7 protein-coding genes are annotated in these 20,404 nt (G+C 27.3%); 2 read left to right on the top strand and 5 right to left on the bottom strand.

What is annotated here, in order from left to right; translation table 11 throughout:
• Positions 1-13 precede the first annotated feature (13 nt).
• The 4 genes from CRU95_RS08075 to CRU95_RS08060 all read right to left on the bottom strand — a co-directional run bounded on the left by CRU95_RS08075 (position 14) and on the right by CRU95_RS08060 (position 16,071).
• Positions 14-4,687 (bottom strand): type I polyketide synthase, encoded by a 4,674-nt coding sequence (locus CRU95_RS08075; RefSeq protein ID WP_129100638.1) that lies wholly within the window; start codon positions 4,685-4,687, stop codon positions 14-16.
• Between the two features lie 18 nt (positions 4,688-4,705).
• Positions 4,706-12,415, bottom strand: coding sequence for a non-ribosomal peptide synthetase/type I polyketide synthase (locus CRU95_RS08070; protein WP_129100637.1), 7,710 nt, complete (start codon positions 12,413-12,415; stop codon positions 4,706-4,708).
• Entirely contained in the window at positions 12,412-14,505 is a 2,094-nt protein-coding gene (locus CRU95_RS08065) for an AMP-binding protein (RefSeq protein ID WP_129100636.1), read from the bottom strand. Before CRU95_RS08065 ends, CRU95_RS08070 begins: the two co-directional genes overlap by 4 nt.
• A 579-nt stretch (positions 14,506-15,084) precedes the next feature.
• Positions 15,085-16,071: a helix-turn-helix transcriptional regulator gene (locus tag CRU95_RS08060; RefSeq protein ID WP_013136005.1), complete on the bottom strand. Its 987-nt coding sequence runs from the start codon at positions 16,069-16,071 to the stop codon at positions 15,085-15,087.
• 182 nt (positions 16,072-16,253) lie between these two features.
• On the opposite strand from CRU95_RS08060, the gene CRU95_RS08055 reads away from it, so the two are divergent.
• The gene (locus CRU95_RS08055) at positions 16,254-16,748 is read left to right on the top strand and encodes a redoxin domain-containing protein (RefSeq protein ID WP_129100635.1); all 495 of its coding nucleotides are present in this window, start codon (positions 16,254-16,256) and stop codon (positions 16,746-16,748) included.
• Between the two features lie 51 nt (positions 16,749-16,799).
• On the top strand, positions 16,800-17,630 hold the full coding sequence (locus tag CRU95_RS08050) for a methylated-DNA--[protein]-cysteine S-methyltransferase (protein ID WP_129100634.1): 831 nt from the start codon (positions 16,800-16,802) through the stop codon (positions 17,628-17,630).
• A gap of 15 nt (positions 17,631-17,645) precedes the next feature.
• Here CRU95_RS08050 and CRU95_RS08045 read toward each other — a convergent pair whose 3' ends face one another.
• A complete protein-coding gene (locus CRU95_RS08045; protein WP_129100633.1) occupies positions 17,646-19,781 on the bottom strand; it encodes a methyl-accepting chemotaxis protein in 2,136 nt (711 codons plus the stop codon).
• Positions 19,782-20,404: the final 623 nt, after the last annotated feature.

Raw genomic sequence — 20,404 nt, 5'->3', positions numbered from 1 at the left:
ATCTTTTCCTATTTTAGTTTTCTAAAGCTTGTGTAACTTCTGTATTTGATAAGTTTTGTACTTGTAAATATACTTCTGCAATTTGTTCTGTTGTACCGGGAGAAGTTTCATTCTCAAAGATAAAAGTAGCAATTGAAGCTACATCTTGTTCATTAAATAATGATTGAATTGGTAAATCAAAATGTAAAGTATCTCTCATATCAGCCATAAGTGGAAGTGCAACCATTGAATCACCCCCTAGCTCAAAAAAGTTATCATTTACTCCAATTTTTATTCCTAATCGATTTTCCCATAATGAAACTAATACTTTTTCAATTGAATTTCTTGGTGCTAAATATTGAGTTGATAGATTGTTTCTTTCATCATTATTTTCCTTTGTTATATTTGCATCTTGAAACATTTTTAATGTTTTATGTGTTACTTCAGAACGTAGTTTTAATAGTTGGTGAATATCTGCTGTTGAAATGACTACATTTGGCATATTTAAAAGGTTTAATAGTATTGAGAAACACTTTTTACCTTCTTTAGGCAAAATACCAATACTTATTTCATCTCCTGCTATTTGTTTGTGACGAGCAGCTAACTCTAAAATCATTCCCACTTCTAACCAATAATCCCAGTTGATTGCCATAACTTTTGTTGAGCTAGGGTTTTTTGAAAGTGCTTGAGAAAAAGCATCTAAAAATGAGTTGGCAGAAGTGTTTTCCACTTGACCTAAGGCACCTACAAGTGAACCAAGTGATGAACATAATAAAATAAAATCTAAGTCATTATTTGCAAATAATTTATATAATAGTTTTGTTCCAATTACTTTTGTATTTAAGTTTTCATGAAAATTAATACTCTCTTCTAATTCTATTAATCCTCCTCCAACAACTCCTGCTGCATGGATGATTCCATTGACTTGTCCCACTTCTTTATATATTTTTTTCTGCAATTCATGCATTTTATTTTCATCACTAACATCAATTGAATAAGTGAGAACAGTTGCCCCTTTATTTTCTAATGATTGTATATGTTTGATTCTCTTACAAATATCAATATCTTTTTCTTTTGCTAAGTATTCTTCCAATTGTTCTTTTTTTGGTAAGTTTGTTCTACTTAGTAAAATTAAAGTGATATTTGAAGTCTCTTCCATTAACCAATTTGAAGCTACTGTACCTATTCCTCCAAATGCACCCGTAATTAAGTAAATACCATTATTTTTAATATTAAGGTTTTCTTCGCTTTTATTTTTAATAAGTTCAGAACTAAGTGGATGGTAATATGGTTTCCATCGAATACCATTTCTATAAGCAAGGGATAAATATTTATCATGGGGTTTATTGCTTGTAATATCTCTAATAAAGGAATCGAAGGCTTTATCATCCAAAAGAGATTTTGTATCAATATCCATATGTATAAAGTCTAATTCTGGAAATTCATAAGGAATAACTTTACAAGGACCAATCAGTGTTGATTTATCAGGTGATAATATTTCTTCACCTATTATATTATAAAGTTGACTTGATAATATAACTAGTCTAGTTTTTGAGATTAGGTTATATTGTGTTAGAACACGCATTAATGAAGTAATGCTGTAGTAACCTAAGACTTGTGAATTTGAAGTGTAAAATTTATCTATATTATTTTCTAATGTAGAATCCATTTCACTAATCATCCATCCATGAATTATACAAAACGAGTTATCAAAATATTCCATTAAATCATTAAATAATTTATTATAATCATTCATTTCATTTGCATTTATAATATAGCTCTGATTATCTATTTTTTTGTATAACTCCCCATAGTTGATACAAATAACATTATTATCATTTTCTTCTAAATAATTAATAGTTTTATTAAGAGCTTTATCATGAGTGTTAAATACAATATAATTTTTCTTTTCTTTATCTAAATTATTTTGGTTATTTTCTGAAAGTTTAATCCAAGAAGGAGAATAAAACCAAGTATTGAAATCTTCTCTTTTTTTAGGATTTGTACTATCCGGTTGAATTTCATTAAATGTTCGTTCTAACCAATATGATTGTCTATCAAAAGCATAAGTCGGTAATTCTAAAAGGCGACAATGTTGTTTTGGAGTTAAAGCCTCCCATTCTATTTTATATTGTTCAAGCCATAGTGAACCTAATAATTCATACAATACATTGTTATCATCTGCTTTTTTATTAGAACTTTTCATACTCGCATATGCAGATAAAGAACGTTTTGCTTTTGGATGTCTTTTTGCTATGGTTGTTAAACCTCTTCCTGCTCCTATTTCGATAAATGCTGTATTCTCTTGTTCTATTAATACAGATAAGCCTTTATGAAATTCAACTGTTTGACGTAAATGTTTTGTCCAATATTTAGCAGAAATTGCTTCTTCATCTTTTATCCAATCACCTGTTACATTTGAAATAAAATCAATAGAAGGTGTTTGTAAATCCATCTTCTCGATGAAAGACTCAAACTCTTCAAGAATAGGATCAAGAGTACTTGAGTGACCAGCTCTATCTCCTGGCAGTTTTGTATAACTAATATTAGTATTTTTTAATTCTATTTCAAATTTTTCAATTTCTATAATTGGCCCTGAAATCATATTTAATTGTTCTGCATTAATTACAGCTAAAGATAGTGATTGAGGTAAAATTTCTTTTAATTTATCTGTATCTTTATTTATTACAAGCATAGATCCTGGTTCACAACTTTGTATAAGTTTTCCTCGAAATGCAACTAAGGATAATGCTTGTTTTAAAGTAAATACACCTGAAACTAATGCTGCACAATATTCACCTAAACTATGACCAATCATTTGATTTGGCACAATTCCATAGTACTCTAATTGTTTAGTCAAAGCATATTCAACAGATAATAAAATAGTTAATGTTATTTCTGCTTTTTGGATAAGTTTATTTGACTGAGTTATGTTTTCATTTTTTGGATATAAAACTTCTCGAATATCAATGCCATTTAAATATTCCTGTGCTAGATGTGCACACTCATCAATTGTATCTTTAAATACTTTTTGTTGATAATATAAGTCTCTGCCCATATTAATATACTGATCACCAACTCCTGGAAACATAAACACTATAGAACGTATTTTATTCTTGTCATTTGTAATAAGTGTCTGATTTCTTGGTATACGTTCTAACATTAATTGCTTATGCAAATCTTCATAGTTTTTAGCAATAATAAATCGTCTATGGTTAAAATGTTGCCTTCTTTGTTGTAAAGTATATGAAATATCAGCTAATGAAAGATCTCTATTTTCTAAAATATACTCATTTAATTGTTTTGTTTGATATTGTAATGATTTTTCATTTTTTGCACTAAGGGGAAAGAAATAAAAACTATCTTCCCAAGATTTATTTTTATAATCTATTTTTGGTGCTGACTGTATGATAATATGTGCATTTGTTCCTCCTATACCAAATGAACTGATAGCTGCATTAAGGCTTTCCGGATATGTTGAATCCATATCTTTTAGTTGAGTATTAATATAAAATGGACTATTTTCAATATTTATTTCTGGATTTATATCTTTAAAATGCATAGTAGCTGGGATTTTTCTATTTTTAAGAATTAAAGATGCATTAATAAGTCCTGCAACTCCTGATGCAGCACCTAGGTGTCCAAGGTGACTTTTAATAGAACCTAAGGCGCATGTTTTTTCATAATGTTTTGAGCTATCAACATCATATGCCTGACTTAATGCTTTAAACTCTATTGGATCTCCTACTGGTGTTCCTGGTCCATGTGCTTCCATGTAGTGTATATTTTGAGGGTCAATGTTTGTAACGGAAAGGGTCTCACTAATGGCATCCATTTGACCTTCAACACTTGGTGTAAAATAAGCTACTTTTTTACTACCATCATTATTTATAGTCGCACCTTTAATTACGGAGATAATATTATCTTCATCTTCTAAAGCATCTTCTAATCTTTTTAATATAACTACACCAAGGCCATTACCATGCATTACTCCAGAAGCATCTTTATCAAAAGAATGGCACGCAGCATCTTTTGATAAGCCACCTTCTTTATAATATCTATAACCTCTTTCTTGAGGAATATTTAATCCAACCCCTCCCGCAATTGCCATATCACATTGATAATCTAATAGGGCTAGGTAAGCTATTGAGATTGCAGCTAATGAACTAGAACACGAGGTTTGTATACTTATTGCAGGACCTGTTAAGTTTAAATGATATGCAACTCTTGATGTAAGATAATCTTTATCATTTGCTATCATAGCATCAAAATAAGAAACAATATCTCTCATTTCAAGGTGTTCCCCAACATTAAAAATATAATTATTAAAGTTTGCTCCTGCATATACTCCAATGTGTTGTGATTCATCTGTTGAGGCATATCCTGCATTTTCTAGCCCTTGCCATGCAGTTTCTAAAAATAATCGTTGTTGAGGGTCCATTATTTTAGCTTGTTTAGGTGTTAGATTAAAAAATTTAGCATCAAATTTAGCTACATCTTTTATCATATATCCTTTTCTTACAAAGTCACTTTTATTTATTTGGCTCATATCTTTTGCAAAAGGCTTTAAATCTTCATCACTAAATTCTTGGCGAACATCTACACTTTGACATATATTATCCCAAAGTTTTTGTATACTATCTGCTCCTGGAAACTTTCCAGCCATACCAATTATTGCCACATCCATAGACGTATCTGTATTTTCCATTTATTTTCCTTTATATATTCAATTTTTTGCTAATAATCTTTTACGACGTTGTAGCCCTCTTGTATTCTTTTTTGCTACATTTTTTACTGTTGTTTGTTTTTCAATAAATTGAGATAATTCGTATATACTTGTATGTTCATAAAGAAGTACAACTGAGTCAATTATTGGAAATTCTTGACGTATTTGGATAAATAACTCTGTTGCTAATAATGAGTTACCTCCTGCTTCAAAGAAATTTTCATATAAGCCAATATTTTCTCTTTGTAAATGCTTTTGCCATAGACTCATTAAGTGTTTTTGAATTTCATTTTCAACTATTCTTTTAGTATGGACATGTTGTTCATTTTTAGTATTTAATAATTGAATTAGAGCCTTTCTGTCTATTTTCCCATTAACAGTTAATGGAAATTGTTTTATTTTAAGTAGTTTTTTCGGAATCATTTCTTGTGGAAGAGAGGCTTTAAGTTGTTCTTTTAATTTATTTTCTGAAATATCACCATCATTACAACTATAAACTAAAGCAATATGGGGAGTATAATTATCTTTTATTAATAAGGCTTGTGCTCTATTAATTTCTATTTGTTTATGTGCTAATGATTCTATTTCGCTAAGTTCAATACGATAACCTGATATTTGAACTTGATTATCACTTCTTCCCATAAATTCAATCAGACCATTAGAAAGTAATCTTCCTAAATCTCCTGTTTTGTACATACGTTCTTTTGTTTTAGGATGATTAATAAAAACTTCTTGAGTTTTTTCTAAATCATTAATATACCCAGCTGCTAAACTAATACCACTTACATATAACTCACCAGTTACGCCAATTGGACATTCTTCTAATAAATCATTTAAAATATAATATGTTGTATTTGTAATAGGTTTTCCATAAGGAATACTCTTCCAATTAGTGTCAAACTCTTTAATTTCATACATAATATTCCATACAGTAGTTTCAGTAGGCCCTCCAATACTTACAAGTGTAGTTTTTGTATTTAACTCTTTTAATCCAGGTGGAATAGTAAGTGGAATCCAATCACCTCCCAGAATACATAATCTAAGAGATGATAATAGTTGTTTATTTTGGATTTGCTTTGTACTACTAAATTTAATTAACATTTCCATCATAGTTGGTACGCTATTCCATATGCTTACTCTATATTGTTTAATGAGAGCAAGCCAATGTTCTGGATCTTTTCTTTTTTCCTCTTCTGGTATTACAATACTAGCACCTGCTGTAAGTGCCCCAAATATATCAAATAATACTAAGTCATGGTATATAGGAGTGAGTGATAAAATAGCATCATTTGTATCTACCTTAAACCTATTATTAGTATAATTTATATTGTTGATAAGTGCTTTTTGAGTGACCATAACACCTTTTGGTAAACCTGTTGAACCAGATGTATAAATAATGCAAACTAAATCTTCATATTTTATAGGTAAAATTGCTTCACTTGTTTTGTAGAGGCTTTCATCGTCAATAGAGATTAAAGGTATATCTATATTTTCAAGTTTTTCTTTGATTTGAGATATTTGATTTTCTTTACTTATTACCATTTTTGTATTTGCATTTTGTAAAGCATATTGCATTCTATCTTTTGGTAGATTGCTATCTAAAGGTAAAAATATAGCTCCATTTGCAAGTGTACCCATGACAGCTACAATTTGTTGCCATCCTTTGTTCATAATAATTGCTATTGTAGGAGTTTCATTTTTGAAGTTTATATTATTTTTAATATAAGTTCCTAATTTTTGAGATTTAATATATAGGTCTTCATAAGTTAATGTTTTATTTTCACTATAAATAGCAATATTTTTTTTATTTTTTTGTGCAGTATTTGTAAATTGTTCATATAGGCCTTGTTTTGGTATTTGTTCTTCATTTGCAATAAGAGATGAACTTTTTTTCATAGGTAAAGAGTTTTGATTCCACGCTTTGTCAGAAGATGATAAGTTTTGTATTAAATCAATATAACTAGAGAATAAATTATCAATTATTTCAGGTTCGAATTTATCTATTAAAACATCCCAAAATACAAATAGTCCATCATCTTTATCATGGTATTGACAATCAACTTGTACTTGAGGTGTTTGAGTTAAGAAGTATGGAATATCTGCACTTTTGCTCCATTCATTTAAAAATTCTAATTTTTTCCCATCAAGACTCTCTTCTGGCATATTTGTAAAAACAAAAGGCATCATTGTATTTGATTGATTAGAAATTTTTGCTAATTCCCTTAATAAAGTAACTCCGGGAACCCAAGGGTTTTCCACATCTTCCCATAGTTGTTTTTGTATTTTATTAGCATATTCATTAAATGTTGTATCTTCTTTTCTTGTACAAGCAAGTAAAGTAAAACTAGCAAATTCTCCTATAACACGATTAATATCAGAGTGTAATGGTAAACGATTAAATCGTGGTATATTAAGTGTAATATCTTGTTCTTTACTATAGCGACTAAGAACCCAAGCATAAGCTGAAAGTAGGGTGGTTACTGTTGTTAAGGACTTATCACTAGCATATTTTTTTAATGATGCATATTGTTCTTTATTTATAAAATACTCCCAACGTTTAAAACGATTAGTATTAGTTTTATTCTTATTCATAGGTAATTGGGGAGCTTTGGGTAATACTTTTAATCGTTCTCTCCATTTTGTCAAGTGTTTTTGATAAAAGGCACTATTTTCTATCTCTTTTAATTGCAAAACATAATCTCTAAAGCTAATATTGATTGTAGGTAGTGTTAATTTTGGATTATGGTATAGTTCATGTAATTCGTGGAATAAAACTTGATAACTCCACCCATCAATAGTCCATCCATCAATACTAATATGTACCCTTGAATTATTATCATCAAGTTTAGTTATTCTTATTTCAGATTGAGGCCATTTTTCAAGAGATACATTTTGATGAGATAACTCATGTCGTATATCTTGTAAATATATTTCTTTTTCATTTTCATCTTTATTTTTTAAAGAGTGCTCTAGAATAGAAAATTCAGGAATTTGTTTTAATATTTGTTGCTCTCCATTTCTATCAACTATAGCATGTAACATATCATGTCTTTCAACAAGTGTTTTCCATGCATTTGTAAAATTTTCTTTATTAAAATATTTTATATCAAGTTCTAAATACATGTGGATAGCAACACCACCTTCTGCAATTTCCTCATTTCTTCCTAACCAATAAGCATGTTGCATAGAAGTTAAAGCAAAAGGTTTAAATTTATCTTGTTCATTATGTATAATTGGTCTTAATAAATTTTCTTTTATGGAATCATCTTTATGATTAATTAAACTTTTTTGAGATAATTTTAATTTTTCTTGTTGTTTTAGTAAATATTCTTTAGGCTTATCTTCATTAATCAATGAATTAAAATAATGACACTTGATATTTTTTTGTATTATGTTTTCTTCTGCTAAATTTTTAAGAACACTACCAGGCCCAACTTCAATGAAGTATCTACAACCTTTTTCATAAGCTTTTTGAATACTTGGCGCAAATTGGACAGTATTTATAATATGATCTACCCAATATTTTGCACAAGCAATATCTTCTTTAGCCACAGTAGCATTAATATTAGTAATAATTGGTATATTGGGACTTTTATAAGTAATTGTACTTGCAAATTTTTGGAACTCTTTTAGTATAGGCATCATTAAACTTGAGTGGAAGGCTTTTTGTGTATTTAATAATTGTGTTTTTATATTCTTTTCTGATAATTTTTTTTCATAATTTTTAAGATGATTTATATTCCCAGATATAACAGTTTGCCAAGGGCTATTTATAGCAGCTATATCTAAAGAATTCGGAAGAGTAGGTATGTTTTCAAATGAATCAAAAACTACCATCATATCACCATGGTTTTCTAAGCTTTGCATAAGTTTTCCCCGAACTTTTAGCAATCTTAATGCATCTTCAAGGCTAAATACTCCAGCAAGGCAAGCTGCAACATATTCTCCTACACTATGCCCTATAAAATAATCAGCATGAATATTTTTTTCTTGCCATAATTTATATAATGAATATTCAATAATAAATAAGGATAATTGAGCATATTCTGTTTCTTTTAATAACTTAGATTTATCATCAAATAAAATATATTTAAAATCTAAGTCAAATTCTTTTTGTAAAAAATTCATACAATAATCAATTGATTGTTTAAACTTTTCATTATTAGTATAAAGTGTTTTTCCCATTCCTGGATATTGGGTACCTTGACCACTAAATAAAAATATAATTTTCCCATCTTCATTATTTAATTGAGTATTAATCATTTTATTATTGTTATTGTTTTGGTATTGTTCCCATAAATATTCAACCAATAGCTCTATAGTTTGTTTTTTAAAAAATAATGTGGCTTCTGTTGTTAGTTTCAAATTCTCTTCAAGTGCTTGTCTAATATACATTGAAAGCATAGAGTTAAGACCTATTGAGAATAAGTTTTGTGTTGTTGATATTTTATTTTTTTCTAGTTTTAGTGCTTTCCTAATAATATCAATAAAATATTTCTTAAAGTGTTCTTTTGTTTCAATTTTTTGAGTACTTATTAGATGATTTGACTTAGGTAATAAATGAGTAAATAAATTAATGCTAGATAATTGTTTAAAATAAGATATAAATTTGTCCCAATTTACATCTGTTATACAAATATTATTGGTATATTCCATATAATGAGTCATTTTTGTAAAAGCATTTGTTGTTTTCATTTTAGCAACACCTAATGTATCTAATACTTTAGCATCTTGATTATCAACCATACCATCTATATCAAATCTTCCCCAGTTTATTGATAGTGCTTTTAATCCTTGTTTACTTCGATGTAAAGCTAAAGCGTCTAAAAAAGCATTACTTGCACTATAAAAAGTTAAATCTTTCATCCCAAATAGGGCTGTAACTGAAGAGAATAATAAAAAGAAATCTAAATGAAATACTTGTGAATATTTATGTAAATACCAAGCCCCTTTAGTTTTTGCAGCCATAAAATTATGAATATCTTTTTCTTTTGGACTTTTACTTAAATCTTGTTTGCTAATAACACCAGAAAGGTGGGCTATCCCTTTTAAATTAATACTTTCTTTTTTCAGATTTTCAAAAAAATCTGATACTTGAAGTTCATTACTAAGGTCTAATTTATAAATATCAATTTGTTTTCCTTGTCTTCTCCATTCTTTAATTTTATTAGCAAAATCTTTCTTATTTTTTAAGGTATCTTCTCCTCTTCTTGAAGCTAGAATAATATGATTAATTCCTAAAGAAATTAAGTAAGTTATTAATTCTATTCCTAAAGCGCCTAACCCACCCGTAATAAGATATGAGGCTTTTAAATCAAAAGAGAAAACATTTTGTGTATCTAATGTATGTGGTAATAATCTAGGTATATATACTTTTTTATCCCGAAGTACATATTGATCTTCATCGTTTTGCTGATAAAAGCACATAAACATCTTATTTATAATATCTTTTGTTATATTTTGAGGCATATCAATTATTCCACCCCAACTAGTTCCTAGCTCTATTCTTAATGAGCGAAATAATCCCCAAATTGAAGAGGCATTTATATTGGTAATATCATCTTTTTCAAAATGTTGTGATTGCTCTGTAATAATCCATATTTTAGATGAGCTATTATTTTTATTAAAATATTGTACTATAGACCATATCTTAGTTATGTTATTTTCAAGTATATCTATGTCTTCACTTATATGAATAAAATAAATATAATTTGTATCTTTATTAACAGGTGTATTTAAAAATTCATTTGTACTTTGACTTATATAATTTGATTCTTCAGAACTTTTTTCTAATAGTTTAATTATATTGTTATTTGTACTATCTGCAATTATTTGTATATTATGATTAGTTGATATGCTTTCATTTATGCTATATTCTTCCCATTGTAATTTATATGATATATTTTTATTTTCTATTAATTTATCAGAAGTTCTTATGGTAAAATCATATGGTTTTTCCCACCAGTAGATTTTACTATCAAAGGTATAACTAGGTAGCTTACAATGGGAAATTTTATTCTTACCATATAAATCTTCACAATCAATATGATTATTTGTAAAGTAGTTATTTATAATATCAATGTAGTTTTTATTAATATTGCACTTATCAGTAAGTGGTTTAAAATTAATACTGCTCCATAATAAATCTGTTTCTTTATTATGGAACCAAGATTTTAACTTAAGTTTTAAATCTTCATAGTTTTTTACTAGAACTAGTAGTTTATATTCAAAATGTTTTCTAGTAACAGTAGCACTATATGCTATATTAGCAATAGATTCCTTTGTTAAATAATCTGCCTCTAACCATGCCTTTACTAAATTTTTTAATGAAGTTAAGCTTTTTGCTGATATTGGTATTATATAAAGTTCATTTGTTAATTTATTTGCTGTTAAATCTTCTTTATTATTTTGATACTCTTGAATAATCATATGTACATTTGTTCCACTAAAGCCAAATGAACTCATAGTAGCAGTTCTTAGTTCTTTATCCTTGTTAGACCAAGGTTTTAAAGTATCAATAACTTTAATAGGAGCCTTGTCCCACTTAATATAAGGATTAGGTGTTGAAAAATTTAAATTTGGAATTAATTGCTTATTTGTTATTGAAGAGCAAACTTTCAGTATTCCTGCAACACCAGCGGCTGCTTCTAAATGTCCAATACTACTTTTAATTGAACCTAAAAATAGTGGATTATCTTTATTTCTATTTTTCCCATATACATTAATAATACTGTTTACTTCTATGGGGTCACCAAATAGTGTTCCTGTCCCATGAGTTTCAACATAGCTAACTTCATGTGAATTAATATTTGAAATTTTAAGAGTTTTTTTAAGAAGTTTTTCTTGTGCTAAACCATTTGGTGCAGTTAATCCATTACTTGATCCATCATGGTTAGTTAAAGAGCCTTTGATTACAGCAATAATATTGTCGTTGTTTGCTTCTGCATCACTTAATCTTTTTAATACAACTAATCCATAACCTTCTCCTCTTACATAGCCATCTGCACTATTATCAAAAACACTACAACGGTTACTTAAGGATAATGCTTTTATTTGACTTAGTTCAACCATAGTTTGAGGGGATATTAATAAGTTGATTCCACCAGCCAACATACAATCTGCCTCATTTAAACGTAAACTTTGGCACGCTTGATGAATTGCCATGAGTGAAGAAGAACAAGCAGTGTCTATTTGACTAACAGGACCATTTAGATTAAGATGATATGCTACTCGACCTGCACTAATTGATCTTAATGATCCTAATGTAGTATATGTACTAACTTCATCTAATTTGTGCTTATGCATTCCTATTTGGCTATAATCGTCTGTAGCAATACCTACATAGAATCCTGTTTCCTTTAATAAATCGTCATTTTTAAATTGACCTGAATCTTCTAATGCATGCCAAGCTGCTTCAAGTAATAGTCTCTGTTGTGGATCCATTGCAGTAGCTTCTTCATCTGAAATACCAAAAAATTTTGCATCAAAGTTAGCTATATTATTAAGTAATCCAGCTTTTTTTGCATAACTTTTACCAACTTGTGGTGTGTTATTATAAATATTATCTTGTAAACAACGTTCACTTGGAATATCAACAACTGCATCATAAGAAGCACTTAATTTATGCCAAAGATCATTTAAATCATTAATTTCTCCTGGTAAACGACAAGAGGTTCCTATAATAGCAATAGGTTCATATGTTTTATTCATTTTAGATTACCTTTTAAAGGGATAAGTTGATTAGTTTTTATTTCATCTATAAGATGATTTATTAAAGTATCAGGATTTGGGTAGTTCCAACATAATGTTGGATCAAGCTCATATCCAATATAACTTTCTAAATCATAAGCCATTAGTGCAGTAGTTTTTGAATCCATACCATAACTAGAAAAGTTACTAGATTTCTCAAAACTATCTATTGCAGGGATAGTTTTTTGAATCCATTCTTCTAACCAATGTATTAGTTTCTCATAAGACAATTGATTTGATGAAGATTCAATGTGAAGATTTTGTTCAGATACTTTTTCATTTAATAGTTGCTGTTCATCTAATTGTTGTGGAACCCAAGAATATAAAGGAGAAAACTCTTCATTAATAAATAAGTGCTTACATAATTTACGTTGGACTTTTCCACTTGTGGTTTTAGGAAGGTTTGCTTGATGGATGAAAACTAAAGCAAATAACTGTAATTGATACTCTTGTGAAAGTATATTTTTAACATGTGATAATAATTTTTCAAAATCAACTTTTTTTCTTTGTGTACGTTTAATTTCTTGGACTATAACTACTTTCTCTTTCCCCTGAGACATTACTGAAAATGCAGAACAACCACTTTCTACAAAAGCTTCATGAGAGTTAAAAATACTAAACTCTAAATCTTGAGGTGCATAATTTTCTCCATGAATGATTATCATATCTTTATGCCGTCCCACTATAAAAAGATTTTTGTTTTTGTCCATAAAACCCATATCTTCTGTACGTAAATAAGTTTCAGAATTATTACTATTTTGAATAGTTGCAAAAAAAGTACTTTGGCTTAATGTTTCTTTTTTCCAATATCCATTTGCTACACTTTTGCCACTAAACCATACTTCTCCAATTTTATAATCGGAGCATAACAATCTGTTTTTTGGATCTACTATTTTTATTTGATGGTTTGAAATACAATTTCCACAATCTACTACTACTTTTTTATATTGGGAGATTTCTTCTAGGTTGCTATCAATAAAGAGTTCTTTAATAACTTTGATATTTCCTTGTTTAAATTCATTTTCATCTATTGCTAATAGTTTTAGTTTTGATTTTATATCCGCAACTGAAATTGCTAAGGTAGATTCAGCCATTCCATAAGCTGTTGTCAATGATTGAGGATTAAATCCACATTGTGAAAACCTATTGCAAAAATTTACAACTGTATTTGCATGTATTGGTTCAGCAGCATTCCATGCAACTTTCCAAGAACTTAGATTTAATTGGCTTAATTGTTCATTTGTTATATTTCGTAAACAATCCTCATAGGCAAAATTTGGAGCAGCACTATTAGTTCCCTGATATTTACTAATTGCTTGTAACCAACGAAATGGATTTTGTACAAATGCAATTGGTGGCATTAAAATAAGGGTTGCACCACAAAAAGTTGCATGTATTATTTTCCCAATTAATCCCATATCATGGTAATATGGTAACCAACTAACCACAACAGACTTTTCATCACTATAAAATGCTTCTTTTAATCCTTCTTGGTGTGCTATCATATTTTGATGAGATACTTTTACTCCTTTTGGCTTATTTGTAGAACCTGAAGTGTATTGTAATAGTAATAATTGATTAGATGAAAAAACTTCCTTATCTAAAAATATATTTTCTTTAAAATTTTTCTTATTAACAATCAGCCAATTTAGTCTTTTCAATTGGATATTTTCTTTAAATTTCTTACTTAAACGACTTTCAACCGAAGTATGACTAATAATTAAACTAATTTCTGCATCTTCTACTATATGTGCTACATTATCCATTCCTTTATTTCCATTTGGAATAGGAATTGGGACTGCAATAATTCCAGCATAAACACATCCCCAAAATGCAACAATAACATCAATACTTGCATCAAAAATAAGTAGGGCGGTATCTCCTCTTTTATACTGGGTTAACAATTGAGTTGCTATTGCATGAGATTGTTGTTTTAATTGTAAATAAGTTATAGAGTCTGTTTCATCTTCTCCTCTTGCTAAAAAACGTATAGCTACTTTTTCTGGATATTTTAAAGCATAATATTCTAATACTTGTCCTAAGTTTTTCATCTTTATTACTCCCAAAATTATATTATTGTTAGAAATAAAATTATTAAATCCAAAAAATTAAAATAAATTGGTAACTTTTTGAGATTTTTTCTTTTATTGAGAATAGATTATTTTTGTTTTTTTTTACTATTCTTTGTTATTTCTTTTGATATTATATATAAATATTATAATGATTATCAATATTATTTTTATGTTGAGAGGATTTTAATTTATTGTATTTGAAATGAATTCATATATTATTCAAATAAAGAATGGTTTCCCCCATCAAATCATAAATACATAATTTCTAGAAATAAGGGATGGGAAGGATTAACAAAATATTTGATATCCTTTTTTACCACAAAATAGGAAAATATTTAGGAAAAAATTCATACAGTTACCCTAAAAGAAAGATATAAAAGATAAAGCTTTAATAATCACTATAAAGAAGAAAACTTAATTAAATGTGCAACTATAAATGAATTAAAATAGTTTAATTTAATTTGGAATTTTACTGCAAAGTTTAAGGCCGATAATTATATTTTAAACTATTAAAAGAAACTTAATTATTTTATTAATAAGAACTTGAAAAAGTAAATATTAAATATAAACTTTTTTCTGGTTTTTTTTAATTTGAATGGGGTTTACACCAAAATATTCTTTAAATATTTTACTAAAATGACTAACATTTTTATATCCAACCAATGAAGAAACTTCATTAATATTTATTTCATTATTTAGAAGTATCTTTTTAGCTTCATTTAGTCTATATTCTTGTAAAAATCCAAAAACAGTATTGCCAAAAAGTTTCTTAAATCCTTTTTTAAGTTTAAATTCATTGATTGCAGATTGATGTGCTAACATTTTTAAAGATGGAGGATTTGAAATATTTTTTGTTAAAATTTCTTTTGCTTTATACAAGCATTCAATATCTTTTGAATTGAGTTCAAAACTCTCTTTTAAAGATAAATTTTTTATATCATTTAATGTTATATAAATTAAATCTATAATTTTTGATTCTAAATATAACTCTTGGAGTTTGCCTTCAAGGGAGAATAATGTTGGCAATTCATTTAAAATTAATTTTTGTTTTTCATTGGTTATCATCTCTTCCATGATTTTAAAGCCATCTACTTCATACAATGACTTTTGAGTTAAATCTTCTTTTAACAAATCTTGAAATATTTTATTTTCAAAAAAAATATAATGTGTACAATATTCTTTATTACTTGAATAGGTATTATAAGATTGAAAGTTTTCATTTATTTTTCCTATTGTGTAATGTTTAGGTTTGAAGATGTAGTCATTCTTTTTACTAAAATCTTGCAGTTTTATAGGGTGTATAGATTGATTAAATGTTATAAATGAAATGTCATTAGCTTCATGTTTTGATTCCATAGTAATGTTTTTCTCAAAACTAGAATTAAAGAATAAATATGAAATTCCTAATCCCATTCTATAATGATAAAAAGATGTTTTTTTAAAAATTTTGTTATTAAAGTTGGCACTCTTTTTTTGTGGAGTGTCTAAAGGATATATTTTTTCAACTTTTTCTAAATATTCTTTTCTTTGTAAAATTATTGACATAGATAACCTTTAAATTTAAATAATAACAATAATAATCATTATTATTATATGTTTATAGAATAATAACTCTTTTTAACTTAAAATGAAATTTATAATTAACCTAAAAATAAATTTCACCTAAACACATTACCAACAATATAAAACTATAATTACTATTCTTAGAATTTCAAGTAAGGTAAAAGATGAAAGACAAAATAAAAAAGTATCTTAAAGAGGGTATTATAATTGTATTGATGTTGATAATAGCTATGAATGGGATTAGTTATTATAAATCGCTTGATTTAAACAAAGATAGACTAGATATAAATACCTTCACTCTTCTTGATGGCAAAACTTATGATATACCTAAAGATAAGCCCCTACTTATTCATTTTTGGGCCTCATGGTGTCCTATTTGTAAAATAGAAGCTGCAAATATTGAAAAAATCTCTAAAAAGTATGAAGTAATAACCATAGCCGTTCAATCTGGAAGTAAAGAAGAGATACAAAAGTATTTAAAGCAGAATAATCTTACTTTTAAAGTTGTAAATGATGAAGCAGGATTATATTCTCAAAAGTTTAATATCAAAGGTTTCCCTACAACATTTATATATGACAAAGATAAAAAACTAAGATTTAGTGAAGTAGGGTACACAAGTACTGTTGGTCTTTATACAAGAATGTTATTGAGTAAATAAAATAGCAAGATTCGGATTGTAAATTTTTGTTTTAAATAATATACTTTTATTATGAATAAATTAGAAGAAAAAAGCAAATATTACGAAGACATTAAAAAAGCCATTGAATACTTTGATGAAAATTACTCTGAGCAACCAAATTTAGATGATGTTGCTAAATATATAGGAATGAGTAAACATCATTTTTCAAGAATTTTTAAAGAGTATGTGGGTGTAACTCCTATGCAGTTTTTACAAGCAACTACTTTTTCTTATGCAAAAGAGAAACTTATTCATTCTAAATCTATACTTGATACTTCTATTGATTTGGGATTATCAAGTTCTAGCAGACTACATGAACTTTTTGTTAATTTTATAGGAATAACACCAAATGAATATAAAAAAATGGGAGAAAATCTTGAAATAACTTATGGTTTTGGATTCTCAACTTTTGGTAAAACTATGCTTGCAAGTACTAAAAAAGGTATATGTTCTTTGGAATTTTATGATGATAGTTATGATGAGGTTTTAAATAGACTCAAATCATCTTGGAAGAGTGCAAATTTTATCCAAGATGATAAAAGAGTACAAGAGATATTAGACAAAATTTTTATTAATAATGAAAAAACAGATATTTTTATAAAAGGAACAAATTTCCAAATAAATGTTTGGAAAGCACTATTAAATATTCCAAAAGGAAAAGTTTTAAATTATTCAGATGTAGCAAATTTACTTGGTAAACCAAAAGCAGTAAGAGCAGTAGCAAGTGCAATTGGAGCAAATCATATAGGCTTTTTAATACCTTGCCATAGAGTCATTTCAAAAAGTGCAACAATGGCTGGATATAGATGGGGAATAAAAAGAAAAAGAGTTATCTTAGTTTATGAAGAATTAGAAGGTTAAACCTCTTTATGAAGCTCAATCTTCTATATCTTTATTAGTAAAATGTTTTCTTAGTTTGGTATTTTCTTTTCCTTCGAATTCTTTATTTTGTGCATCATTTATAATCTCTTTAGCTAAAGAATCAGTTTCTATTGCAATAGTATTTGTTTTTGCTGCGATAGAAGCATTTTGTTGTGTTTGTTGGTCAAGCTGATTTATAGCATCATTAATTTGTTTGATACCAATTTCTTGTTCTTTACTTGATATTGAAATATCATTGATTTTTTTTGTAGCATTTTCAATATTTTCTAATAATGAATTATATCCTTCAATCATATTTGCACTAATGCCTTTACCTTCATTTGTTTTAGCTGTAGCATTTTCTACTAAAGATTTTATCTCTTTTGCAGCTTCAGCACTTCTTGAGGCCAAATTTCTAACTTCTTGTGCAACAACGGCGAAACCTTTTCCAGCTTCTCCTGCTGTTGCTGCTTCTACTGCTGCATTTAGTGATAAAATATTTGTTTGGAAAGCTATTTGATCAATGATTGTAATTGATTCATTTATCAATGTAACTTGATTTGTAATTTCTTCCATTGCTTTGGCTGTATTTGAGGCTTGAGATTGACCTAATTTTGCAGAATCAGTTAAATTATTAGCAAAACTGTTCATTTCTACAATATTCTGAGCATTGCTTATAATTGTGCTTGTTATCTCTTCTAAAGCAGCAGCCGTCTCTTCTAAAGAGGCAGCAGCTGATGTAGATGAATTATTTAATGTGTGAACATTAGATATTAAAGTATTTGAAGAATCTCCTAATGTTAAACCAATTTCTAAAGATTTTTTAAGAAGTTCAGAGATACTACCTCCTAAGCTATTTACTCCCCTAGCAAGTTTTTCTAGATGAGCCTTTTTCTTATCTATTGAAATTTTTGTTTTATAGTTAGAGTTAGAATAATCAGACATTACTTCCAAAATATCATCAATATTTTTCTCCAAATTTATACTCATATTATTCATTATTGAAGTAAGTTCATTTAATGCTGGGTTTGATGATTTCTGATTAATTTTTGGAGTAAAATCTCCTTCTTCATAACTTTTTAATGTATTTATCGAATTATTAATAAGTTGCCTATCTTCCTCAATTTCTTCTTCAATTAGTTTGATTTGACTATTTACAACTTCTGCCATTTCACCAATTTCATCTTTTGAATCAACTTTTAAAGGAATAACTGAATCTGCTTCTCTACTTAAGTATTTAAAAAAGTTAAATAACCCATCTTTGAAAGTTTCAATGTTTTTTATAATAGATTTTATAGTTATCATAGATAAAAATGCAATTATGATTAAAAAAACAACACCAATTATAATTAAGAGTTTTTCTAAAGCTTTTATTTTTGATTTTACTTCAGTACTTACATAAGTAGATAATTTCTCCAATATGAGATCTGTTTGATGAATTGTTTTTCTCATTTCACCTTTGATTCCTTCTTTACTATTTAATCCTATTAATTCTTCTGCTTTAACTAGAGCTAAAAAATCATTTTTGTAATTTTTTAAATCAGCAGAAATATTTTCAGTAATAAAATCTTTAGTAAGTAATTTATCAATCTTTTCTTTAAAGTTATTAACATATTTTAAATTATGTCTAAGCATAAAATCTTTTTCTTGTTTTCTTAAATCATATATGATAGATAAAAGCTCATAATTATTAGCTTTTTTAGCACTTTCTTGTACATTGTGAACACTAGTACGCAAGCTTCCATATAAACCTATCTTTTCATTCAGTCCAATTTCAACTTGTGCTTTTACAAAGCTTGAAAACTTTTCTTGGTAGTCAATTATGACTTTTTTAAAATCTTTCACATAATTTATATCAAAATTATCTTCAAATAGATTATTCTCTAATGTCATAATGTGTGAATTTATTGTAGTTATATTTTTATTAAATTTATCTACATAACTTATTTCTTTACGAATAATAAAGTCTTTTTCATCTCTTCTAAGCATGAGCATATCAGATTTTAATACTTCAATCATGATTTTATTTTCATCTAGTTTTTCTATTTTTATAGATGCAAAATAAAAAAATACAACAAAAAAAACTAATCCAATTATACTAATTAGAGTAGAAATTATAAGTTTCATTTTTATACTTATTTTACTAAACATTTATATCCTTCTCTATATTAATGTTAAATTAATACAATCTGAATTTTACTTTAAATAACTTATAATTAAATTTAATAAAAAGATTAGATAAATGAAGAAAAATAAAAATTAGGTATATAGATAAAGAAAATCCAGTTAATAAGTTACTAACTGGATAAGTTCAATTTTAAGTTTAAATATTATTATTTTGAAGCTTTTTTAGCTTTTTTATCTGCTCTTTTTTCTTTTAATGATTTTGTAGGTTCTGTTTTAACAGACTTTTGTACATCTTTACCTTTTGCCATTGTATTTCCTTTCTGTAAGTTTATTAGTTCAGTATATCCTAAATATAATAATAAAGGCATAGTAAAAATTTTGATGAAATAAGAAATTAATTCTTAAATTTATATTAAAATAAAAATAAAGTATATTATTTTTATAATTATTTAGGTAAAATTCTTTATGAAACATTTAAGAGGTTATAAAAAACGATACTTTTCCTTAGCAATTATTGCGATGTATTCGACTTTATTTAAGTTATGTACTATAGATAATAATAGACAATACCATCTTAAAGCTATAAAATTTCAAGAATATAAAACTTCACCTCCCTTACTAACTTTAAATTACTAATCAAAACAATC

The sequence above is a fragment of the Arcobacter sp. F2176 genome, from assembly GCF_004116465.1.
In the GTDB taxonomy this organism is placed as follows: domain Bacteria; phylum Campylobacterota; class Campylobacteria; order Campylobacterales; family Arcobacteraceae; genus Arcobacter; species Arcobacter siniprincipis.
Note: the sequence above shows the minus strand (reverse complement) of the source record. Positions and strands in the feature narration are given on the sequence as shown.

Excerpts from the sequence above, each read along its gene's own strand:
- CRU95_RS08075 (WP_129100638.1), bottom strand. The coding sequence starts at position 4,687 with ATGGAAAATACAGATACGTCTATGGATGTGGCAATAATTGGTATGGCT.
- CRU95_RS08050 (WP_129100634.1), top strand. The coding sequence starts at position 16,800 with ATGAATAAATTAGAAGAAAAAAGCAAATATTACGAAGACATTAAAAAA.
- CRU95_RS08060 (WP_013136005.1), bottom strand. The coding sequence starts at position 16,071 with ATGTCAATAATTTTACAAAGAAAAGAATATTTAGAAAAAGTTGAAAAA.
- CRU95_RS08045 (WP_129100633.1), bottom strand. The coding sequence starts at position 19,781 with ATGTTTAGTAAAATAAGTATAAAAATGAAACTTATAATTTCTACTCTA.
- CRU95_RS08065 (WP_129100636.1), bottom strand. The coding sequence starts at position 14,505 with ATGAAAAACTTAGGACAAGTATTAGAATATTATGCTTTAAAATATCCA.
- CRU95_RS08055 (WP_129100635.1), top strand. The coding sequence starts at position 16,254 with ATGAAAGACAAAATAAAAAAGTATCTTAAAGAGGGTATTATAATTGTA.
- CRU95_RS08070 (WP_129100637.1), bottom strand. The coding sequence starts at position 12,415 with ATGAATAAAACATATGAACCTATTGCTATTATAGGAACCTCTTGTCGT.